Here is a 21,441-nt window from a genome sequence, read left to right as displayed (position 1 = left end):
ATGAGGGTGACGGGGCGGAGTGGGGTACCCGGCAATGCGGCGGTGGCGGAGGCGCTCGGACGGATCGGCCGGCTCGACCCGGCACTGAGCGCCTTCACCGAGGTCTGGCCGGACGGAGCGCCGGGCGGAGCGCCGGACAGTGCGCCGGGCGGCCACGTGCGGGACCGGTCCGCAGACATCCCGGACAGGTCCACGGGCAGCCAACACCGGTCAGCGGACCCCCCGGGCCGCTCCACGGCCGGCGGGCTTCCGCTGTCCGGGGTGCCGTTCGCGGTGAAGGGTCCCTCCGGTATCCGCGGATACGCGGCCGGGCGGCTGCGGGCCGCGGGCGCCGTGCCGGTCGGCTCCACGGCGGTACCGGGCCCCGGGACCCACTGGCAGACCTGGGGTCTCGGCGCACACGGCCGCACCCTCAATCCCTGGCGCCCGGACCGCACCCCGGCGGCTCGTCGGCCGGTTCGGCGGTGGCGGTGGCCACCGGGATGGTCCCGCTGGCCACCGGAAGCGACGGCGCGGGGTCGGTACGGATACCGGCCGCGTGGTGCGGGGTGCTGGGCCTCCGGACGACGGCCGGGCTGCTGCCGTCGCCCGACCCGACCGGACTGGCGTCGGCCGGTGTGCTGGCCGCCGACGCCGCCGGGGCCGCGGCGTATCTGCGGGCGGTGACGGGCCGGTACGAACCGTCCCCGCCGGAGTTCCCGCTGCCCGCCGTCTGGTCGCCCGACCTGGGCTTCGCCGTCGTGGACGACGAGGTGGAACGGGTCGCCCGGCGGGCGGTGGAGCGGCTGGTGGCAGCCGGTCTCGTACGCCTCGTCGCCACCTCGTACGACCTGCTCGACCCCTGCGACGCCTGGCTGGCGGTGCGCGGCGGGCAGCCGGACCTGGCGGGAGCGGTCCGCGCGGAGAACGACCACCGGCTGGCGTCGCTCTTCGCCCGTACGCCGTTGCTGCTGACACCGGTGACCCCGAACCGGCCGCATGGCCACGAAGGGCCGGGCGAGCAGTACTCGACCTCGCTGACCTGGGCTTTCAACCTCAGCGGCCATCCGGCGGCGAGTATCCCCGCCGGGTTCGACCCGGACGGGTGCCCGGTGGGGCTCCAGCTCGTCGCCGCGCACGGGCAGGACGCGTCCCTGGTGGAGATGGCGCGGGCCGCCGAGGGGGTTCCGGGGCCGGGGCGGTCATGGACGGCGGCGGCTGGTCCGCTTCGCCCCGGTAAAGGAACAATGCTATGAAACGAGAGTGACCGCACACCGCCGGAGCCCCGTGCCGCACCCGTCCCGCTGGGGGCTGCGCCGGAGTCTCGCCATGCAGGTGTTCGCCATGCAGGTGGTGCTGATCGTCCTGCTGGTCATCGCGGCGGCGGCCGTGCTGGTGGTGCAGTCCAGGTCCGACAGCGAGAACGCGGCCCGGAGCCGCTCACTGGCCGCAGCCGAGGCGTTCGCCCACGGGCCCGGCCTGCCACAGGCGCTGCGCTCCCGCGATCCGACGGCCGTCCTGCAGCCGCTGGCGGAGGCCGCGCGCAAGGGGGCCGACGTCGACTTCATCACCGTGACGGACACCCGTGGCATCCGCATCACGGACCCACAGCGCTCACTGATCGGCAAGCGGTCCATGGGCGATCTGAGCAAGGCGCTCGCGGGACACTCCTTCACCGAGATCTTCAGCGGGGAGCCGTCCGACGCCGTGCGAGCCCTGGCCCCCGTGACCGACGCGCACGGCCGGGTGGTCGGCCTGGTCGCGGCCGGGATCGAGATCAGCAACGTCTCGGATCTCGTCAGCAGGAGACTGCCGCTCCTGCTCGGCACCGCCGCCGCCGCGCTCGCCCTGGCCACCGCCGGGGCGGCCCTGGTCAGCCGCCGCCTCGGCCGCCAGACCCACGGCCTGGGACCTGCCGAGATGACCCGGATGTACGAGCACAACGACGCCGTTCTGCACGCGGTGCGCGAGGGTGTGCTCATCGTCGGCAGCGACGGCCAGGTCCTGCTGGCCAACGACGAGGCGCGCCGGCTGCTCGCCCTGCCCCCCGATGCCGAACTGGGCCGGGTCGCGGACCTCGGCCTCGCCCCGGCCACCGAGCGGCTGCTGAGCCAGGGGGAGCCGGTGACCGACGTCGTGCACCTCAGCGGGGACCGGCTCCTCGCGGTCAACCTGCGGCTCACCCCGACCCGGGCCGGACTCGGCAGCAGAGTGGTGACCCTGCGGGACACCACCGAGCTGCGCGCCCTGACCGGACGCGCCGAAGTGGCGCGGGAACGGCTGCAGTTGCTGTACGACGCCAGCGGGCGGGTGGGGACCTCGCTGGATGCCGTACGGACCGCCGAGGAGCTGGCGGAGGTGGCCGTACCCCGGTTCGCCGACTTCGTCACGGTGGATCTGACGGAGCCCGTGCTGTCCGGCGGGGAGCCGGGCGGCGCCTTCACCTCGATGCGGCGGGCCGCCGTGCGGGGCGTCCGGGGCAGCGCGGCGCTGGACCCGCCCGGCACCCGGATCGACGTCGAGCCGGGCACCCCGCTGGCGCAGTACCTGGCCGCGGGCGAGCCGACCCTTGAGGCTGATCTCTCCGGTACGTACGACTGGCGGGCCCAGGACCCGGCCGGCGGGCTGCGGGCCGTGGAGGAGGGGTTCGGGTCGCTGATCCGGATGCCGCTGACGGCACGGGGGGTCGTGCTGGGGCTTGTGGCCTTCTGGCGCGCCCTGGAGCGCGACCCGTACGAGGCGGACGATCTGTCCTTCGCCGAGGAGCTGGCCCTGCGGGCCGCGCTGAGCGTCGACAACGCCCGCCGGTTCACCCGGGAGCACACCACGGCGGTCACCCTCCAGCAGAGCCTGCTCCCCCACGAGCTGCCGCAGAACCGGGCCCTGGACGTGGCGCACCGCTATGTCCCCGCCCGTGCCGGGGTGGGCGGGGACTGGTACGACGTCATCCCGCTGCCCGGCGCCCGGGTCGCGCTGGTCATCGGCGATGTCGTGGGCCACGGTCTGCACGCGGCGGTGACCATGGGCCGGCTCCGTACGGCTGTCCACAACTTCTCGTCGCTGGACCTCTCCCCCGACGAGATCCTGGGCCACCTCAACGATCTGGTCCTCACCATGGACGAGGGCAACAGCTCGCTGGGCAACGGCACCACCGTGTCCGGCGCCACCTGCATGTACGCGATCTACGAATCCGTTTCCGGCCGCTGCACGGTGGCCAGCGCCGGGCACCTCGGCCCGGCGCTCGTCGATCCCGGCGGGACGGTCCGGTTCCCCGACGTGCCCGCGGGGCCGCCCCTGGGCACCGCCAGCCTGCCCTTCGAGACGGTGGTGCTCGAACTCGCCGCCGGCACCAGCCTGGTGCTCTACACCGACGGCCTGGTGGAGGAGCGCGGCCGGGACATCGATGCGGGCCTGGAGCTGCTGCGCACCACCCTGGCGGAACAGGCCGGCCGGGACACGGACCCGCAGGAGATGTGCCGGAGCGTGTTCGATGCGCTGTCGCCCTCGCACCGGGAGGACGATGTGGCCCTCCTGGTGGCCAGGACCCGGCTGCTCGAACCTTCGTCCGTCGCGGACTGGGAGCTGGACGCCGATCCGGCGGCCGTGGCCACCGTACGGTCCCAGGCCGCCCGCAGACTCGGCGAATGGGGCCTGGACGAGATCGCGTTCAACACCGAACTCATCCTGAGCGAGCTGCTCACCAACGCGGTCCGTTACGGCACCGCGCCGATCCGGGTGCGGCTGCTCCACAGCGCGACCCTGACCTGTGAGGTGGCGGACAGCAGCAGCACATCCCCGCATCTGAAACGGGCGGCGGCGATGGACGAGGGCGGGCGCGGGCTCTATCTCGTCGCGCAGTTCGCGGAGCGCTGGGGTACCAGGTATCCGCCACAGGGGAAGATCATCTGGGCCGAGCAGCTGCTCACCGGGCCGCCCCCGAAGCAGTGGACTCTTGATCTGGACGACCTGGACGATCTGGATGACCTGGAGGGCATGGACGGCATGGAGGGTCCGGGCCCGTAAGCGGGCGGGTGGCCACGGAAGGAACGCGCTTCACGCGTGTGAGGCGCCTTCAGCTATCGCCGACTCCACCTCGGAGACCCGCTCCTGCTCCTCCTGCGCGAACCGCTCCCGGTCGAGCTGCTCCGCGATCTCCTCGTCCTGGGACATCAGCAGGTCCAGATTCGAGTTGCCCATCTCGAAGACGCCCATGTCCACATACGCCTGCTGCAGCCGCTTGCCCCACAGGCCGATGTCCTTGACGCAGGGGACGATCCGGCTGAAGAGCAACTGCCGGAAGAGCGTGAGGAATTCGGACTGCTCCGAGAGCTGTTCGGCCTCCTTGCGCGCGATGCCGAAGTTCTCCAGGACCTCCACGCCGCGCAGCCGGTCGCGCATCAGATAGCAGCCCTCGATGACGAACTCCTCGCGCTCCCGCAGTTCCGCGTCGGTGAGCTGCTTGTAGTAGTCGCGCAGCGCCATCCGCCCGAAGGCCACATGGCGGGCCTCGTCCTGCATGACGTACGCGAGTATCTGCTTGGGCAGCGGCTTGTCGGTGGTGTCGCGGATCATGCCGAACGCGGCGAGCGCCAGGCCCTCGATGAGGACCTGCATCCCCAGATAGGGCATGTCCCAGCGGGAGTCGCGCAGGGTGTCGCCGAGCAGGGCCTGGAGGTTGTCGTTGATCGGGTAGAGCATCCCGATCTTCTCGTGCAGGAAACGGCCGTATATCTCGGCGTGCCGGGCCTCGTCCATCGTCTGGGTGGCCGAGTAGAACTTGGCGTCCATGTCCGGGGCCGACTCCACGATCCGGGCGGCGCACACCATCGCGCCCTGCTCACCGTGGAGGAACTGGCTGAACTGCCAGGACGTGTAGTGCTTGCGCAGCTCGCCCCGGTCGCGGTCGGTCATCTTCGCCCAGTGGGGTGTGCCGTAGAGGGTCATCGCCTCGTCGGGCGTACCGAGCGGATCGTACGGGTCCACTTCGAGCGACCAGTCGATGCGCTTCGCACCGTCCCACTGCTTGTCCTTGCCCTTCTGGTACAGGGCGAGAAGACGGTCGCGCCCTTCGTCGTACTCCCAGCTGAACCGGGCCGAACCCGACGCCGGTATCTGCCAGTTGGGCTCGGACGGTCCCTTGGTGTAGAGCTCATGCGTCGACATACCTGGCAGGCTCACACGTTGGTAGACGCCGGGTCAACAAGTCGCGCACAAGTCACGCACGAGGGATTGACGCAGCTTACTGACAAGCAGTCTCATAAGGGGTGACCACCGGTAACCCCAAGCGCGAGGTGCCCCAGAGATGACGTCAGCGACCGAACACGAAGTGCTCCGTGACGCCCTCGGCCTGCTCAGGGACCGCGAACAAGTGGCCGCGCGGCTCCTCGAATCGTCCGCCAGGCACTCGTTCGACCCGGACAGGGAACTGGACTGGGTGGCACCGCCCGAGGACGGCAAGTGGTTCTGGCCGCCCGAGCTGGTCTCGCTCTACGACACCCCGCTCTGGCGGAGAATGTCCGAGGACCAGCGGATGGACCTGGCCCGGCACGAGGCGGCGTCGCTCGCCTCACTCGGCATCTGGTTCGAGATCATCCTGATGCAGCTGCTCGTACGGCACATCTACGACAAGTCGGTGACCAGCAAGCATGTGCGGTACGCCCTCACCGAGATAGCCGACGAGTGCCGGCACTCGATGATGTTCGCCAGGATGATCGAGAAGGGCGGGGCCCCGGCGTACCCGGTCCCGCGGATCTACCACAACCTGGCCCGGATCCTGAAGACCGCCTCGACCACCCCGGGCTCCTTCGCGGCGACCCTGCTGGGCGAGGAGATTCTCGACTACATGCAGCGGCTGACCTTCCCGGACGAGCGCGTCCAGACCCTGGTGCGCGGCGTGACCCGCATCCATGTGGTCGAGGAAGCGCGCCATGTCCGTTACGCCCGCGAGGAGTTGCGCCGCCAGATGGTGACCGCACCCCGCTGGGAACAGCACCTCACCCGGCTGAGCTGCGGTGAGGCGGCGCGGGTCTTCTCCACCTGCTTCATCAACCCGCAGGTGTACACGAACACCGGCCTGGACCGCCGCGAGGCCGTCGCCCAGGTGAAGGCCAGCGGCCACCGCGCGGAGGTCATGCAGAACGGCGCCAGGCGCCTGACTGACTTCCTGGACGACATCGGGGTACTGCGGGGGGCGGGGCGGAGGTTGTGGGTGAGTTCGGGGCTGCTGGCGGGGTAGGGCGGGGCCACCCGGGGGGCGTTGCGAGGACGGGATCGCTTTTCAGCCAATTCCACCCCTGAGCCAGGCATTCACCTCACACACTCTTCACATATTCCTCACAGGTAATCCGCGCAACACGCACGGGAGTTACCCGCTCACACAGGCCCGGATCGTCGCCGTTGTGTTCAAGTCAACGCCACAGTCGTCTCTTGTAACACCCCGTTGGCCTGTGCCTATGGTGCGTGCCGCGCCACGGTGAGGATCTTGACCGCACCCCGCCGGCGGCGTCGACCGGACTGGCATGCCGGGGGGTGCCGCACAGCACCTGACGGCTCGTTCCTTTCCGGCGGTCCGTTCTGTTCTCCTTCGGCGTGCCCTTCACCTTGAGAAGGGATACTCCGTTGCGCCCCAGACCGTGGTTCCGTATGCCCGGATTTCGAAGATCCGGGATCCTGACCCCCGTTGTCACGTCCGTGGCCGCCCTGGCCGTTCTCGGCGGGCTGACCGTACGGCCCGAACTGCTTGATCTCGGACGGAGTACCGAGTCGGCGAGTAATTCGTACGACTGGTTCACCGATACCGCGGCCGAACAACTGCGGCAGGACCAGTGCCTGATGGGAGATGTGCTGCGGCTGGGCGGTACGTCGATGGCCAGGACCGCGCAAGGGGGCCTCAACCAGACCCCCGAGCAGCTCCATGTACTGGCTGACCGGGAGTACTGGCAGAAGAGTCCGCTCGACGCCGCCTACACGGCGGACCGGGATGCGGCGCTCAAGGAACTGCATGCCCTTGATGCCCGCCGGGCCGCGTGGCAGAAGCCGCTCACCGGACTGACTCCCCCGGACAGCTTCACCGACACTGACTTCCGCTGGCCTCCGGGGTATCCAGGAGATGAGAGAGAAGACTTCTACTCCCAGACGGGTCTGGGCCAGTGGGTCGCCGACCGCTTCTGGAAAAACGAGGACGACTTCTACGAGGACGCCACCCCCGAGGCTGATGCGAAGACGCTGAAGGCCTTGGACGCGGTGGGCACACCTCTCTACGGCAAGGACCCTGACCCGACGGGCCTGTCGGGTGACGAGTGGAACCGTGCGGTCGCCGAACACGATGCATTCGACTGGCTGCACGGGGGGCCTGGGGAGAACGCGGGCGCGGACAACGCCCGTATCTTCCTTTCGTCCGGCGGTTTCCCGCACACGGCTCCGCAGCCGGGCACGGCGGAGTACCGGATCGCGGTCGAGGACCTGAAGTCCCGTTTCGCCGGATGTGCGTGGCGTGACCCGATCGACCCGGACCAGGTACTCGGCGGTATATCGGCTACCGCAGCCACGGAGTGGCAGCAGGAGATCGCCTCCCAGCAGGTGCAGCGCAACCAGATCCTGGACGCGAACACCACGGCCACGCAGGCTCTCGCTTCCGGGGCCAAGGCGCTCGGCGAGCTGCTGGGCCAGTCGTGGATCGCCGACCATCTTGCCCGCTGGCAGGACTTCTGGTCGGCGGGCGGTGCCGGGTGGATCGGTGACGCGCCGGCCGTGATCGAGGTGCACGCGGCGAACGGCAAGTGTCTGGACGTACAGAGCGCAGCGAAGACCGATGGCACTCCGGTCCAGGTGTACACGTGCAATGGTTCCGCGGCGCAGGCGTGGCAGGTCTACGTCGACGGCAACGGTTCTCACCTGCGGAACGTGAATTCCATGAAGTGCCTTGACGTGAACGGGAACGCCGCGGTCAACGGCACGAAGATCCAGATCTGGGGCTGCCACAGCAACCCGGCGCAGACCTGGGAGTACAACCTCCGGGCCACCACGAGTCTGAAGAACGTGGGCACCGGCAAGTGCCTGGACCTGCACACCTTCGACAAGGGTCTCAACGCGCAGCTGTACACGTGCAACAACACCGCTGCGCAGCAGTTCGACATCAAGCCGTCCGGGCACGACGGTGAGGTTCTCGCGAAGGCGCAGTTCGACCAGGCGAAGAAGGGCGTCACCGACGCCCAGGCAGCCGCGAAGAAGCAGCTCGCCTCCCTGAAGACCCAGGCCACTGCGGCGAAGAAGGCCGCGACCGACTCGGACACCGCCGAGACCGCCGCGTACGCCGTAGCAGACAAGAACGGCGCGCCCCGGGGCCGCGGTCTGCTGGTCGGTCAGCAGAAGGCACAGGTCACCCAGGGGGCATCAGCCGCGCTGACAGCGATGGTGAAGGCCGGCGAGACCGCCGAGGCCGCGACCCGCGCCTCCGGTGGGGACAGCGAGACCATCGCGCAGCGGGCGCTGGCGCAGGCCGCGCAGGTGAAGACGGAGTTCCGTAAGGAAGCCGCGCACAGTGCGGAGTTGCAGGCGAAGGCCGCAGCGGATGCGGCCAAGGTGCACCGGGACAACGCGAAGAAGGACAAGGAGGAGGCCGAGGCCAAGCTCGCCGCATCCCTGAAGGCCGAGAGCGACGCCAAGACGGCGGCCGCCCAGGCGCATGCGAAGCGGCTCGCCGCCGAGGCCGAGGAGAAGACGGCCAAGGCGGAGAAGGAGACCGCCGCCGCGAAGCAGGCCGAGGCCGCACAGCACAAGAAGAACGCGGAGGGTGAGGCCACCAAGGCGAAGGGCGCCAAGGACAAGGCCGAAGCCTCCGAGGCCACCGCGAGCGAGAAGCGGGACGCCGCGGTCAAGGCGAGCAATGCCGCGAAGGCCAAGCGGGACGATGCGTGGGACGCCGAGGAGAAGGCGAACGCCGCCCGCGCCAAGGCCGACGCCAAGGGCGCCTACGCCGACTCCCTCGACGCGGGCGACGCGGCGGACGCCGCCCGTACCGCTGCCAATGAAGCCGACAAGCACGCCGACGACGCCGAGACAGCAGCCGGGAAAGCCCGCTCCGAGGCCGACGCCGCAACCGAGGCAGCCGCCGACGCGGACGCCGCGGCCACCCGCGCCGAAGCAGCCGCCAAGCGCGCCCGCTCCGACGCCGACGGAGCACAGGCGGCAAAGCTGAAGGCCGATGCCGCGGTGAAGACCGCCACCAGCGCCGCGGCCGACGCGATCGAGGCATCCAGGCACGCCGCGTCCGAGGCCAGGACAGCCGTCAAGCTGGCCGACGAAGCCGAAGCACAGGCCAAGACCGCCAAGACCCAAGCGGACACGGCGAACAAGGAAGCAGCCAAGGCCCTCGCCGCCTCCGCGAAGGCCGCGGGCTTCGCCCACGTCACCGCCCAGGCAGCCCAGGACGCGGGCAACGCAGCCGCACAGGTCGCCAAGCCCGCCAACGACGCCATCCAGCTGGGCTCCCCCTACGTCACCACCGACTCGGCCGCCGGCCTGGTCGTGCTGACCGGGCAGGCGTCCAAGACGATCGCCGAACAGCAGAAGGCCGTCGCCGACGCCCACGCCAAGAACGCCCTGGAGGAAGCAGCCGCCGCCAAGGCCCTCGCCGACCAGGCAGGGGCTGACACCAAGGCCGCCTACCAGTCCGCCGCCAACGCCGCCGGATACGCAGCCGACGCCCGCACCTACGCCAAGGAAGCCCTCGGCTACGCAGCCGACGCAGCCACCGCGGCATCCAAGGCCACCGCGTCACTGGCCCGAACCGTCGCCTACGACAACCAGGCCACCATCGACGCAACCGCCGCCGACAAGGCAGCAGGCCGCGCCGAGGGCTACGCCAAAGACGCCCGCGACTCGGCCGACCAGGCAGCACTCGACGCGGAGGCCGCCCGCACCGCAGCAGCACTCGCGGAACAGGACGCCAAGGACGCACGCGCAGCAGCCGACCGCGCCGACACCGCAGCGACCGAAGCCGAACAGGCCGCGAAGGACGCCGCCAAGTACGCCAAGGACGCCCAGGAAGCGGCCGAGAAAGCGGAACGCAACGCCGCGAACAAGCAGGTCTCGACAGGTGCGGGTACTGGAGTCGGCGGCACGTGGTACGTCGTCGACGAGGACAGCATCGAGATCACCGATGCCAAACAGCACGACCCCTGCGAGATCACGATCGGCTTCGAAGGCTGCACCACCACGTTCACGGTCACCTTCAGCGCGATGGTCGACTTCTTCCTCTGTACCAATCCTGACACGACAGCCAGCGCCGGTGGCTGTCGGTCGCAGGACACGCTGCTCATCGAGAGTAAGCGCATCCACGGTTTGAAGAAGGACGTCACGCGATACTTCTCCAAGCTCGAACTCATCCAGCAGAGCCTCACCTACCAGGTCATCAAGGCGGCCCTGGTTCAGGACTTCGTCGACTGTTGGCACGGCAGCGTCAGTGGCTGCGCCTGGGCGCTGAGCAACTTCATCCCCAGTACGGCGTTCGAGAAGGTCTTCGACGGGGTCCGCGCTCTGGATGCCGCTATGAAGACGGGTGTCGGGATCCGCGACGCGTTCAAGGCCCTCAAGGCCCTTAACTTGGACCCAGCGACTCTCGCCAAACTCGACAACACCCTCAAGGCCTACGAAGACCTGTACACCGCCTGCAAGGCGAACAGCTTCCCTGCCACAACCCAGGTGCTGATGGCAGACGGTTCACACCGGCCTATCAGCCAAGTGAGGGTGGGAGACATCGTCAAGGCCACGGATCCGTCCTCCAGCCAGTTGCAGCCCCGGCAAGTGACTGACACCTTCAAGCACGACACCCAGCGATTGGTGGACATAACCGTTGCCGATGGAGGGAATCTCACCAGCACCGCCGGCCACAAGTTCTACGTGGCGAAACGGGGTTGGACGCTGGTCTCCGACCTGCGCGTCGGTGACCATCTGCGCACGGCGGACGGCTCCGTCCACGCGGTGGCCGCCCTCCACGACCGCTCGGGCCTGACTCCGCGCGTGGTGTACGACCTCACGGTCGACGACCTGCACACCTTCTACGTACTGGCGGGGACCACTCCCATCCTCGTCCACAACTGCAAAGTGGCTTTGGGGTGGCAAAATAACGGCAAGCTCGACAAGTGGGCCGGGGAGAACAAATTCGTCACCTTCTCTTCCGTTTCCCCAAAGGACTTCGCCCGGATCGCAGAAATGGCCATCGCCGACCCAAGCGTGACGCTACACGTGAACATGACAGGGCTGAACAAGCTTGGAGGATTTATGGAAGCTGCCCAGCGCGGCCTAAGGGCTGGCTCAGCTGGACCTGCTACGGACTACGAGATGTCCATGATCGCTCGGGCTCTTACCAATGGACAACGACCCTGGGATTCGGTCAAGTTCTACTCACCGTCGGGTCCGGACGGAGCCATGCGACTGGACCCCCTGACAGATATGCCGGACCTATCCATCCTGAAGGGGGATCTATCGCCAGTGAAAGGATCAATCATCGGATACTGCCACTGCTGAGGAATGGACTATGAATCCCCACTCGAAAGACCCGCACCCGGACATTACCGCTTCGGGCGGACTGGGGTCAGCTATAAGAGAAGCAGCAAAGCTGCGCGGATACGACCTCGGGGTTTTGTCTTGGGATACCGACCCGATCAGCATCGAAACCTCCAGGGGGTTCGTGTCAGTTTGCTCCGAGGCCGAGCAGCGTCTGTTCCGAGTGCGCCTCCTGGTTCCCGGGGCCACTTGGGGCACTCCGGGGTTCAGTTGGGATATCGGCTCAACAGACGATCTTGAGCTGCTCGTGGAGGCGGTTGCCGCATGGCGGGAAGACATGCCGCTCGACGAGCTGGAAGCGAGATTCGACTTCATGGACCTCGGTGAATTCGCTAGGGCGATCGAAACTGGCGAGCCAACCTCTTTACAGTGGTCCGATCTCCTGTCGTCGAGCTTTCACCAAAGGCAGTGGAACCTTCTGCGCCGCCTCCACGCGGATGAGGAACTGCAGAATGCCTTCCCATCGATCACACATGGCGCTGTCCGCCTGCGAGTTGATCCAATGGACGGAACGAGCCGTCAGGTCCTAGTACATGAGTGGGACCGGGAACGTTACGAGGTGGTTTCTCGTGCGGGGGTTCCCGGGTCCACCTGGGTTGAAGTACCGACCGGTGATCTGATCGCTTACCTGAGAGCCGCCTTGAACCAGCAGTGATCTCGGCAGGTAAAGGGGCGGAAGCCCGTCAGGGAACTCCGGGTGTGGCGGGCGTCGAAATAAGTCCGCCACACCCGCTCAAGGAGGAAGCACCGCTGTTTTCGAGTACGGCTCCGGCCAGGCACCCATTGAAATTTTCGCGATCAGTTGGCAGTCAGCCGACCACGACACCCCAAGGGTGCCGGTGTCGACTACGAGTCGGTGGCTGGTGAAGTACCCGTAGTTCTTCAACCGTTTGGCGATCGAGTTGCCATCCGCGCCGGCGAGGGGCGGAACCCAACACAAAGGCGAGAATGCCGCGGACCACTTCGCACAGGCTGCCGAAGTGGCGGTGAACGCCGCCCACCATCACGGCTTCGGCAAGGTGAGGATTCTGGCTCCGTCCTCGGTGATGGCGATCGTGTGCTCACTGTGCGCCGTCCGGCAGCCCGTCGCGCTTCGGAGTGTCCACCCGTCGGCGTCGGTGACGAGTGTGGCGTTGTCCGCCATGACCCACGGCTCCAGCGCCAGCAGCAGCCCGGGGCGCAGCTTGTATCCACGGCCGGGCCGTCCGGTGTTCGCGACGTGCGGGTCCTGGTGCATCGTCGACCCGATGCCGTGCCCTCCGAATTCGGTGTTGATCTCGTATCCGGCCTGGCTGAGAACGGTACCGATGGCGTGTGAGATGTCGCCAATACGGGCCCCGGGCTTGGCGGCGGCGATCCCCGCGGCCAGTGCGCTTTCGGTTGTCCCGATCATCGCGATGCTCTCCGCAGGCTGGGCCTTGCCCACGACGAAGCTGATGGCAGAGTCAGCGGCAACTCCGCGCTTGGAGACGGCAAGGTCGAGCGAGAGCAGATCACCGTCGGCGAGCGTGTAGTCGTAGGGCCGCCCGTGGAGCACGGCATCATTGACGGAGGTGCAGATGTAGTGGCCGAAGGGTCCGCGCCCGAAGGACGGCGCGTAGTCGACGTAACAGGACAACGCTCCCGCCTCGGCGATCATGGTCTTGGTCCACCGGTCGATGTCCAGGAGGTTCGTGCCGACCGCGCTCCGGCTCTTCAGCGTCTGCAGGATCTCTGCGACCAGGGCGCCTGTGTCTTCTGCCCGGGTCAGCAGGGCGGGGTTCAGGATCTCGATCATGTGCCACTTTCCCTCATGGAACCAACAACTATACCGGTCAAACTATACCGGTACTGGAGTCGGGCCGATGGCCGGACTGCCGCCCCCTCCCTCAGAGGCCGCACGCGGCCGGCCTCCCATATGGGGCCTGGCGAGAACGCCCGACGGCCCACAACAACCTTGTACCGGAGCCATGAACGCCTCCGCTGAAAGGGACTCGGCCTCAGCAGGGGCAAGGCCAGCGAGCGAACAGGTGCGTTCGCTCTTCAGGAGGGTGAGCGAGCCGGGAGGCTGTAACAACTGGCCCGCCGGCAGAAGAGATTGCTGAGTGCGGGCGGAGCAATGCTCAAGACCTGTGGATCAGCCTCGGGCCGGCACGCGAACGACGCACCTTCCCGAAGGATGGGGCGCAATACCCCAAGGCCGCCAAGTGGATCACGGACGACGAGGACGAAGTGCTGACGTTCTTTCACTCCCCCGCCGAGCACTGGACCCCCTGCGGACCACGAACCCCATCGAGTCGACCTTCGCCACCGTCCGGCTACGGACCAAGGTCACCAAAGGGGCTGGCAGCCGGGCCGCCGCCCTCGCCGTGGTCTTCAAACTCATCGAGTCCACCCAGGGACGCCGGCGGGCCGTGAACGCACCCCACCTCGTCGCTCTGGTCCGGGCCGGCGCCCGTTTCGAACGCGGCTACCTCGGCGAACGCCCCGAGACTCACGCCGCCTGACTCACCTCCAATCACCGAGCCGGACTCGGAGGCTCGAAAGGCAGTGACAGATCGCCCAGGTGCGTGAGCAGCACATCAACACATGTCCGCGGGTTCAGGATCTGGGGGTGCAGGACGGCGTTGAGGCCGAGTCCGTCCAGGAGCGCGGTCAACCGCTCGGTCTCGATGTCGACGTCGAGGCCGGGGCGCAGGGTGCCTGATGCGTTGAGCCGGGTGAGCACGCGGCGCACCAGACGTCTCGCGCCTTCGGCGGCCTGGCGGGACAGGTCGCTGAAGGCCGGGTTGGTGCGGGCGGTCGTGTTGAAGTCCAGGAAGACGGTGACCTCGGCGCGGCGGCGTTCGTCGAGAGGCAGAAGTTCGGCCAGGAGGCCGGCTGCGAGCCGGAGCTGTTCCGGGCGGGGGTGGCTGCCCAGATCGCCGATGTCCTCCATGTGTTCGAGCAGTCGACCGCCGACCCGGTCGAGCATCGACTGCATCGCGAACCGCATCAGGTCCTGCTGGCTGGCGAAGTAGTGGCGCAGGGAGCCGATGTTGAGCTGGGCCTCGTCGGCCACGGCTCGCAGTGAGGTGCGCTGCAGGCCATCACGGACGACGACTCGAAACAACGCGTCGACGACGAGGCGGCGGCGAGCGTCCGGGTCAACGTGCTTGGGCATGCATACGTTCTATCACGCGTGTGCTACAAAAGAAGTATCACAGGCGTGATAGAACGGGTGGAGGATTCTTCGTGGAGACGTATCTCAATTTCATGCTCATCAGGTTCGGCCTGATCGTGGGCGGTCTCGTGGTGCTGGCGCTGCTGGTCTTCGCCATTGCCCTGACCCTCAAGCACAGGGGCAGGCTCGACAAAGTGCGTCGCTATGCGGACCCCGTGGCGAGGGCCGGACTGCGTGCCGCCGCACGACGGTTCGAGGACAGGCGGAGCGGTGCGTCCTGGTCGCGGCGACAGGGTGGTGGGCGATGACCACCCTTGCAGCGGAGTCGTCCGACCTCCTTCGCCACCTATTGCTGGACCGCGCGATCAAGGTCGCCATCGTGGTCGCGGCCCTGGGCATCCTGACGCTCGGGATGACGGTGCTCTGGCGGAAGGCTGGGCGTAGAAAGGACCGCCTCGACTGAGCCGATGGCACCGAACCGATCCACCACTGCTGACTGTTCCTCGTGTGGGCGGTCGTTCGCGCGATGTTCCGCCCAGACCCGCCCAGGAGAGAAAGAAGCCATGACCGAGTTCGGCTTTGCTCGCGCCTCCGACGAAGCCCTGGCCGTGCGGCAGGAGTTGGCCGACCCGCGCTGAGACCCACGTGAGTTCCACCAGGTCCTGTGCCTGGCCGGGGCGCGCGGCGCCGGGGCCTGAACGGGTGCCTGTCAGTCGGACGAGGTGAGGATCACCTCTGCGATCTCCTCGCCGCGTGCGTTCGCGAAACCTCGCTCGTGGCGGGTCACCACGAATCCGCACTTCTGCAAGACTCTTACAGAGCCGCCGTTGTCCGCAGCCGCACGGGCGTACAGCGGGCGGGACGGTACGGTGCCGAGCAGTTCTCGCAGCACGGCGGTGGCCGCTCCCCGGCCCCAGTACTCCCGACCGATCCAGTAGGTGACTTCACGCTCCTCGGGTGGCCCGAACACGCCGGCGTGGCCGACGTTTTCCCCGTTCTCGCCCACGACTGTGCGCAGGATGCACTCTGGATCACGGCGGATCCGCGCCCAGTGGGCGGCGAAATGCGCACGGTCCGATGGGTCCTCGGCAGTGAACGCCGCCATCCGGATCCCCTCGGGATCGTTCATCTGAGCGTAGAAGACGGGCAGGTCACCGTCTCGTACTTCTCTCAGCGTTACGCGCATCAGGGCCTCCGGGGGGGGGCGACTCGTGCCAACGACGGCGTTCTCGGCGCAGACGACGCCGGGTCCGCCAGGTCGCCACTCGCCTACGGCACGTCCTCCCTGCGCTCAGGATCAGCAGCAGGGCGAGGAAGCCGGACAAGAGGGCCTGGGACACACAAGCCACTGGCAGACCGGCACAGAAGAAGCCGTAGCCGACTGCTGCCAAGAAAGCCGACCCCACACTCCCTACCAGGAAAAACCGGATCACCGCGCCGGGAACGGCCTGCCCCTGGGCGGCCCACTGTTTCAGGCTCTCGGCGAACCAGAAAGCCACAAGTGCGGCCACGTCCAGGGCCGAGAGCAGAACCGCCGCACCCATGTCCACGCCCCACGTCAGCATGCCCGTCATGCTGACGCGGGCGACTGCCGCACGCCTGAGTACGGCTACTCAGGTTCGGTGGGGACAGCGAGGGCCTCATGCGTCACTGCTCATGGACGGGTGGCTGGCGGGCGAGGAACTCCTCGAACGCCGCCCTCTGCTTCGGATCCATGAAGCCCTGGCGGACGTCGCGGGCCTGCTCCTGGAGCCAGTGCGCCTCGTCGGGGGCGAGCAGTTCGGCGACCACCACGCCTCCGCGCGCTACCGCCGTGCGCCCTCCCACGCGACGACGGAAGAGTGTGTACGGGCCGAACTCCTCCGGGTGGGCCAGCTCCGGCTTGTCCTCTTCGGCCTGGTTCCTGGCCCTGGCGTCGCTCGTCGGGCAGGCAGCGGGGGCCCAGTGCTCCCAGAGGGCCAGAGTGGCCGCGGGCACCAGGACGGCGCGTTCCGCCTCTTCGACCCCCCGCCCCTCCCAGACGAACGTGACAGTGATGGGCTCGTCGGCCGCCTCGGCCAGACCGAGCACCCTCTCCACCTCGTCGTTGACCGGGTATTCCACCACTGCGTCTATCTGAACTCCCATGGAACCAGAGGCTACTGGCCGCCTCTGACATTCCGGCTTTCCCCTTGCGGGACCCGGGCCGCCCGGACACGCTGATGCCCTCGCCCGTCGTCAGGCGAGGACATCAGCCCTGCTCCACACAGCTCGGTCAGTTCGTGGACGCGTACGCCACGAACTCCGCCCACGCACCGGGACCGAAGCCGAGATCCGGGCCCGGCGCCTTCTTGGAGTCGCGGACATGGACCGCGCCGGGTACGGACGCGACCTCGACGCAGTCGTTGCCATCGCCACTACTGCTGTGGCTGCTCTTGAACCAGTTCAGCTCGGCGGTGTCCCCGGCAGAGGGCCTGTGGATCATGTCTTCCCCAGAAGTTGCTCGATGAAGGCCAGCGACTCCCGTGGTGTGAGAGCCTGGGCCCGGATCATCCCATAGCGCAACTCAAGGATCCTGAGCTGCTTCGGATCGGAGACCGGACGGCCGCTGAAAGCGCCCTCCGAGCGGCCCACAGCGCTGCCGTCCGGGAACTTGAGGACCTCGATCAAGCCGCCTGTGCCGGGATGTTCCTCGCGGTGTGTCGGCATCACCTGAATCGTCACATTGCGCAACTCCCCTACTTCCAGTAGGCGTTCGAGTTGTCGGCGCTGAACCATTGTGCCTCCGACCGGACGACGAAGCGTCACCTCCTCCTGAATGAAACTCAGGGACGGGAGGGGGTCCCGGTCGAAGATGGCCCGTCGAGCCAGCCGAGCCGCCACCACGCGGTCCATCTCGTCCAGCGTGTAGGTGGGCAGCCATGATGCGAACAGGGCCCGCATGTGTTCCTCGGTCTGCAACAGGCCGTTGATGTTGTGATGGTGGTAGGCCTCCAGTTCGACCGCCTTCGCCTCCATCCGCGCCAGATCCCCGATCTTCTTCGGATACCGGACGTCACCGACGTCCTTCTTCATCGCGGCGATCTTCCCGCCCGCGCCCAGCACCTCGTCCGCCCGGTCCAGGAATTCCGGGCGCGGGATGCGCCGACCGCCCTCCACCTTGTAGACCAGATCCTCCCCATACCCGATCGCGCCCCCGAACTCGCTCGCCCGCAGCCCCGCCGACTCCCGCCACGCCTTGAGCTGGCGGCCCACCGCGGCGACCACCGCCGTGCCGGACTCGTCATCCGGATCGACGTCCCAGCCGGGCTCGTCCGCTCCGCCGTCCCCACGCTCCGTACCAGCCTCGTCCACGCTCATCCGTGCCCCGCTTCCGACCTCAGTGCCGTTCTGGCTCAACCCTGTTCGTCCCCCGCACGTCACCCCGGACAGCCGGGACAGCACTGGACAAGCTCGGGACAGTCACCGTACGTAGGCGCCATGTCGCTGTTCACGGTAGGCGGCTGCGGCCACTCTGAGTGACGTGACCCAAGAAATCACTCGAACCGAACATTCCGCTCCTGCCCGGCAGTTCACCGTGCTGCTCTCCCCCACCCGCCGCGGCGCCAGACTTGCCCGGCTGCTGGCCGTCGCCCATCTCGGGGCCTGGGGGCTGCCGTCGGACACAGCCGCGCACATCGTCGCCGAACTGGCCGCCAACGCCGCCGTCCACGGGCGGGTACGGGGCCGGGACTTCCGGTTGAGTCTCGCCGTGCACGGCGACACGCTGCTGCGGATCGAGCTGACCGACACCCGGGGCGACCGGCTTCCGCCCGCCCGGCCCGGCAGCACCGCCCCGCCCCCGGACGACGCCGAAGCCGGGCGTGGTCTGCTGATCGTCGAAGCGCTGGCCGATCGTTGGGGCGTGGCCCTGGGACCCGTACCCCGGAAGGTGGTGTGGGCGGAGATCGACCTCGTACGGTGACGGCCGCCCCGGGTCGCGGTCGCCCGCGCCCGGGTCACCTTCCGCTCTCCTCCCCCATGTACAGCCCGGCGAACGCCCTGGCGTCGAGCCCCGATGCCAGGAGCCTTCGCAAGCGGGCGCGGGCCGTGCCCGCGCGGAAGCGGTCGCCGGAGGACGCCCCGTGCAGGACGTCCGAGAACCACTGCGAGAACTCCTGGTACTGCCAGACGCGTTCCAGCGCCGCGTCCGAGTACCCCGCGAGGGCGGTACCGCCGTCCCCGCTCCCCGCTCCGCGTTCACGCCCCGGAGCAGCCGCGATCAGCGCGTCCGCGAGGAGCAGGGCGTCGTGGATCGCGAGGTTCATGCCCTTCGCCGCGATCGGTGCGACCAGGTGTGCCGCGTCGCCCGCGAGATGGAGCCGGCCGTGGGACATCGGCTCCACCACGTAGTTGTGCATGCCCAGGACCACCTTCTCGACGATCGGCCCCTCGGTGAGCGGCGCGGCCCCGTCCGCCGCGAGCCGGGTGCGCAGTTCGTGCCAGACACGCTCGTGCGGCCAGTTGTCCGGGCCGTCGCCGGGCGGGACCTGGAGGTAGTAGCGGGTGACCTCGGGGCTGCGGGCCATATGGGCGCCGAAGCCGCGCTCGTGGATCCCGAAGACCACCCCGCCCGCCGATGGCGGAGCCTGGGCGAGCAGCGCCAGCCAGGCCACCCCGTCGTCGCGGCGGCTGACCGTGACACGGTCCTCGGGTATCGCCGCCCGTGAGACCCCGCGCGCACCGTCGCAGCCCGCGACGTGGTCGCAGACGACGCGGTGCCGGGAGCCGGTCAGCGGATCGGTGTACGAGACGACCGGGCGGTCGCCGCCGATGCCGTCAAGGCGTACGTCACGGACACCGAAGCGGGCCTCCCCGGCGGCCTTGTCGGCGTACGCGGCCAGCAGGTCGGTGACCAACTCCGGCTGGGGGTAGACGAAATGGCGCCGCCCGGACAGTTCCGCGGTCGGTACGGTGTGCCGCTCGCCGTCGAAGCGGAACTCGAACTCGCCCTGGGTCTCGGCCCGTACGAGGACCCGCTCCGCGAGGCCGTGCGCGGCGAGCGCCCGTACCGCCCACTCCTCCATGAACCCGGCGCGCGGCCGGCGCTCGATGAACTCTCTGCTCTCCGCCTCCAGGAGTACGCAGTCGACGCCGCTGTCGTGCAGCCGGTTCGCCACGACGAGGCCGGCCGGGCCTGCGCCGATGACGACGACGGAGGTGTGTGTGAGGACGGGAAGAGCCGAGGACACGTCGGGGGGATCCCTTCGGATGCGGAGCGGGGGCGAGTCCGGTGGGGGCACGGGGGAGGACGAGGGCAGAGGTGGCACGGGCCGGAACCGCTGAAACGATCACCCGCAGTATGGCGGTGGCGGGGCGGCGGCCGTCCCCGGGGGCTGCCCGGAACGTGCCCCGCCCTGAACACCGGGATTACGCTGCGGTCATGACCCCCGCAGCGATCCCCGCGTACCGCCGTCTCAGCGTCGAGGAGCGCCGTGTCCAGCTCCTCGACGCGGCCCTGACGCTCTTCGCGCACCGGGCGCCCGACGAGGTCTCGCTCGACGACGTCGCTGAGGCGGCCGGGGTCTCCCGGCCGCTGGTCTACCGCTACTTCCCCGGCGGAAAGCAGCAGTTGTACGAGAAGGCGCTGCGCTCGGCGGCCGACCAGCTCGAACTCTGCTTCGCCGAGCCGCAGACCGGACCGCTCACCGTACGACTGGCCCGGGTGCTCGACCGCTATCTCGCCTTCGTCGACGAGCACGACGCCGGGTTCTCCGCACTGCTCCAGGGCGGCAGCGTCGCCGAGACCTCCCGTACCGGGGCGATCGTGGACGAGGTACGGCGGGCCGCTGCCGAGCAGATCCTGGTCCACCTCGGGGTCGGTCAGCCGGGGCCCCGACTGCGGATGATGGTGCGGACCTGGATCGCCGCTGTCGAGGCGGCCTCGCTGATCTGGCTGGACGAGGAGAAGCAGCCGCCGGTCGGCGAGTTGCGCGACTGGCTGATCGACCATCTCGTCGCGCTCCTCGCGGCGACAGCAGGGACGGACCCGCAGACCGCTGCGGCCATCGGAACCGCACTGGCCGGTGAGCGGCCGGACGGAGCCGTCGGAGTCCTGGCCCGGCGGCTGGTGCCGGTGGTGGACGAGGCGGCGCGGCTGCTCGGCGGCGGTCCGGACGTGGAGGCCGCCGGCCGGGCGCCCCGGGCGGGCGTCTGACGGGGCGGCTGGGTCAGACTGGCCCGGTGAAGAGCGAAGAGACCCTGTTCGAAGGCGGTCCCCTGGACGGGCGGATCCTGCCCGTCCTGCTCGGCCCCACCGGTCAGCCGCCCAAGGTGTACGAGGTTCCCGTACCGGACGCCGGGGGCGGGCCGCCGACCGTACTGGTCTATGTCCGCACCCCGGCCGGCCATACCAGGCGGCTGGGCATCCAGCGCGGCTGGAAGTACGTGTACGCACCGGACGGGCGGCCCCGCACGCTGAAGTGGCCCTGGTCGAAACCGGACGTGCAGCCCGACGTGCAATCCGACGTGCAACCGGACGCGAAGCCGGAGACGTAGGGCCGCGGGCGCGAGGCCCGGCATCGATCCGGACGAGAAGGCTGACGCCTCCTCAGGCACCCTGCGTCACAAGGGTTCCGCCCTGTACGGGTGACGGGATTGCGCCGTTCCGCCCACCCCGGAGGTGACAACGCCCGCTCCGCCCCATGCTCGGCGCGGGGGGGGCGGCCCCCCCCCCGAGCACGGGGGTGTTGTTGGGTGGCAGATTTGTTGGGGTGGGGTGGTGTTAGGCGCTCGGC

At 68.8% G+C, this 21,441-nt stretch carries 17 protein-coding genes and 2 pseudogenes; 11 read left to right on the top strand and 8 right to left on the bottom strand.

Annotated elements, in window-relative coordinates:
* Together ACFXBC_RS00240 and ACFXBC_RS00235 are read left to right on the top strand one after the other, a co-directional pair.
* Positions 1–1,235, top strand: a pseudogene (locus ACFXBC_RS00240) (amidase family protein).
* Between the two features lie 73 nt (positions 1,236–1,308).
* Complete coding sequence (locus ACFXBC_RS00235; protein WP_385017068.1) at positions 1,309–4,002, top strand: SpoIIE family protein phosphatase; 2,694 nt, start codon at positions 1,309–1,311, stop codon at positions 4,000–4,002.
* 30 nt (positions 4,003–4,032) lie between these two features.
* Here ACFXBC_RS00235 and ACFXBC_RS00230 read toward each other — a convergent pair whose 3' ends face one another.
* Entirely contained in the window at positions 4,033–5,142 is a 1,110-nt protein-coding gene (locus ACFXBC_RS00230; RefSeq protein ID WP_385016589.1) for a ferritin-like domain-containing protein, read from the bottom strand.
* Positions 5,143–5,281: 139 nt separating this feature from the next.
* On the opposite strand from ACFXBC_RS00230, the gene ACFXBC_RS00225 reads away from it, so the two are divergent.
* The 3 genes from ACFXBC_RS00225 (at position 5,282) to ACFXBC_RS00215 (ending at position 12,199) form a co-directional block, all read left to right on the top strand.
* On the top strand, positions 5,282–6,214 hold the full coding sequence (locus ACFXBC_RS00225; RefSeq protein ID WP_385016586.1) for a diiron oxygenase: 933 nt from the start codon (positions 5,282–5,284) through the stop codon (positions 6,212–6,214).
* Between the two features lie 407 nt (positions 6,215–6,621).
* Positions 6,622–11,505, top strand: a complete 4,884-nt coding sequence (locus ACFXBC_RS00220; RefSeq protein ID WP_385016583.1) for a ricin-type beta-trefoil lectin domain protein — start codon at positions 6,622–6,624, stop codon at positions 11,503–11,505.
* Positions 11,506–11,515: 10 nt separating this feature from the next.
* On the top strand, positions 11,516–12,199 hold the full coding sequence (locus ACFXBC_RS00215) for a hypothetical protein (protein ID WP_385016581.1): 684 nt from the start codon (positions 11,516–11,518) through the stop codon (positions 12,197–12,199).
* A gap of 348 nt (positions 12,200–12,547) precedes the next feature.
* Here ACFXBC_RS00215 and map read toward each other — a convergent pair whose 3' ends face one another.
* Entirely contained in the window at positions 12,548–13,321 is a 774-nt protein-coding gene (gene map, locus ACFXBC_RS00210; protein ID WP_385016579.1) for a type I methionyl aminopeptidase, read from the bottom strand.
* A 383-nt stretch (positions 13,322–13,704) separates the two neighbouring features.
* Between map and ACFXBC_RS00205 the strand changes: the two are divergent.
* Positions 13,705–14,030 (top strand): annotated as a pseudogene (locus ACFXBC_RS00205) (transposase); the annotation flags it as partial.
* Positions 14,031–14,041: 11 nt separating this feature from the next.
* Here ACFXBC_RS00205 and ACFXBC_RS00200 read toward each other — a convergent pair.
* A complete protein-coding gene (locus tag ACFXBC_RS00200; RefSeq protein ID WP_385016576.1) occupies positions 14,042–14,686 on the bottom strand; it encodes a TetR/AcrR family transcriptional regulator in 645 nt (214 codons plus the stop codon).
* Between the two features lie 71 nt (positions 14,687–14,757).
* On the opposite strand from ACFXBC_RS00200, the gene ACFXBC_RS00195 reads away from it, so the two are divergent.
* Both ACFXBC_RS00195 and ACFXBC_RS00190 read left to right on the top strand, forming a co-directional pair.
* Positions 14,758–14,994 (top strand): hypothetical protein, encoded by a 237-nt coding sequence (locus tag ACFXBC_RS00195; protein ID WP_385016573.1) that lies wholly within the window; start codon positions 14,758–14,760, stop codon positions 14,992–14,994.
* Positions 14,991–15,149 carry a hypothetical protein gene (locus ACFXBC_RS00190; protein WP_385016570.1) on the top strand — a complete coding sequence of 53 codons (159 nt, stop codon included), beginning with the start codon at positions 14,991–14,993 and terminating at the stop codon, positions 15,147–15,149. Before ACFXBC_RS00195 ends, ACFXBC_RS00190 begins: the two co-directional genes overlap by 4 nt.
* A 246-nt stretch (positions 15,150–15,395) precedes the next feature.
* Here the strand turns inward: ACFXBC_RS00190 and ACFXBC_RS00185 are convergent, their stop codons facing one another.
* From ACFXBC_RS00185 to ACFXBC_RS00170, 4 genes are all read right to left on the bottom strand, one after another.
* Positions 15,396–15,872, bottom strand: coding sequence for a GNAT family N-acetyltransferase (locus ACFXBC_RS00185; protein ID WP_385016567.1), 477 nt, complete (start codon positions 15,870–15,872; stop codon positions 15,396–15,398).
* 461 nt (positions 15,873–16,333) lie between these two features.
* Positions 16,334–16,813: a hypothetical protein gene (locus ACFXBC_RS00180; RefSeq protein ID WP_385016564.1), complete on the bottom strand. Its 480-nt coding sequence runs from the start codon at positions 16,811–16,813 to the stop codon at positions 16,334–16,336.
* Between the two features lie 127 nt (positions 16,814–16,940).
* A complete protein-coding gene (locus tag ACFXBC_RS00175) occupies positions 16,941–17,150 on the bottom strand; it encodes a DUF397 domain-containing protein (protein WP_385016562.1) in 210 nt (69 codons plus the stop codon).
* Positions 17,147–18,025, bottom strand: a complete 879-nt coding sequence (locus tag ACFXBC_RS00170) for a helix-turn-helix domain-containing protein (protein WP_385016559.1) — start codon at positions 18,023–18,025, stop codon at positions 17,147–17,149. Before ACFXBC_RS00170 ends, ACFXBC_RS00175 begins: the two co-directional genes overlap by 4 nt.
* 163 nt (positions 18,026–18,188) lie before the next feature.
* On the opposite strand from ACFXBC_RS00170, the gene ACFXBC_RS00165 reads away from it, so the two are divergent.
* The gene (locus tag ACFXBC_RS00165; RefSeq protein WP_385016557.1) at positions 18,189–18,629 is read left to right on the top strand and encodes an ATP-binding protein; all 441 of its coding nucleotides are present in this window, start codon (positions 18,189–18,191) and stop codon (positions 18,627–18,629) included.
* Between the two features lie 34 nt (positions 18,630–18,663).
* Here ACFXBC_RS00165 and ACFXBC_RS00160 read toward each other — a convergent pair whose 3' ends face one another.
* On the bottom strand, positions 18,664–19,896 hold the full coding sequence (locus tag ACFXBC_RS00160) for a 4-hydroxybenzoate 3-monooxygenase (RefSeq protein WP_385016555.1): 1,233 nt from the start codon (positions 19,894–19,896) through the stop codon (positions 18,664–18,666).
* A gap of 191 nt (positions 19,897–20,087) precedes the next feature.
* Between ACFXBC_RS00160 and ACFXBC_RS00155 the strand changes: the two genes are divergently transcribed.
* A complete protein-coding gene (locus ACFXBC_RS00155) occupies positions 20,088–20,861 on the top strand; it encodes a TetR/AcrR family transcriptional regulator (RefSeq protein WP_385016552.1) in 774 nt (257 codons plus the stop codon).
* Between the two features lie 26 nt (positions 20,862–20,887).
* On the top strand, positions 20,888–21,202 hold the full coding sequence (locus ACFXBC_RS00150) for a hypothetical protein (protein WP_385016549.1): 315 nt from the start codon (positions 20,888–20,890) through the stop codon (positions 21,200–21,202).
* Positions 21,203–21,441: the final 239 nt, after the last annotated feature.

Source organism: Streptomyces sp. NPDC059398 (assembly GCF_042751845.1).
Taxonomy (GTDB): Bacteria; Actinomycetota; Actinomycetes; order Streptomycetales; family Streptomycetaceae; genus Streptomyces.
The sequence above is the reverse complement of the archived record's forward strand: the minus strand, read 5'-3'. Positions and strand labels throughout refer to the sequence as shown.

Coding starts and splice junctions, on each gene's coding strand:
- ACFXBC_RS00235 (WP_385017068.1), top strand. CDS start 1,309: ATGCAGGTGTTCGCCATGCAGGTGGTGCTGATCGTCCTGCTGGTCATC.
- ACFXBC_RS00230 (WP_385016589.1), bottom strand. CDS start 5,142: ATGTCGACGCATGAGCTCTACACCAAGGGACCGTCCGAGCCCAACTGG.
- ACFXBC_RS00225 (WP_385016586.1), top strand. CDS start 5,282: ATGACGTCAGCGACCGAACACGAAGTGCTCCGTGACGCCCTCGGCCTG.
- ACFXBC_RS00220 (WP_385016583.1), top strand. CDS start 6,622: ATGCCCGGATTTCGAAGATCCGGGATCCTGACCCCCGTTGTCACGTCC.
- ACFXBC_RS00215 (WP_385016581.1), top strand. CDS start 11,516: ATGAATCCCCACTCGAAAGACCCGCACCCGGACATTACCGCTTCGGGC.
- map (WP_385016579.1), bottom strand. CDS start 13,321: ATGATCGAGATCCTGAACCCCGCCCTGCTGACCCGGGCAGAAGACACA.
- ACFXBC_RS00200 (WP_385016576.1), bottom strand. CDS start 14,686: ATGCCCAAGCACGTTGACCCGGACGCTCGCCGCCGCCTCGTCGTCGAC.
- ACFXBC_RS00190 (WP_385016570.1), top strand. CDS start 14,991: ATGACCACCCTTGCAGCGGAGTCGTCCGACCTCCTTCGCCACCTATTG.
- ACFXBC_RS00185 (WP_385016567.1), bottom strand. CDS start 15,872: ATGCGCGTAACGCTGAGAGAAGTACGAGACGGTGACCTGCCCGTCTTC.
- ACFXBC_RS00180 (WP_385016564.1), bottom strand. CDS start 16,813: ATGGGAGTTCAGATAGACGCAGTGGTGGAATACCCGGTCAACGACGAG.
- ACFXBC_RS00175 (WP_385016562.1), bottom strand. CDS start 17,150: ATGATCCACAGGCCCTCTGCCGGGGACACCGCCGAGCTGAACTGGTTC.
- ACFXBC_RS00170 (WP_385016559.1), bottom strand. CDS start 18,025: ATGAGCGTGGACGAGGCTGGTACGGAGCGTGGGGACGGCGGAGCGGAC.
- ACFXBC_RS00155 (WP_385016552.1), top strand. CDS start 20,088: ATGACCCCCGCAGCGATCCCCGCGTACCGCCGTCTCAGCGTCGAGGAG.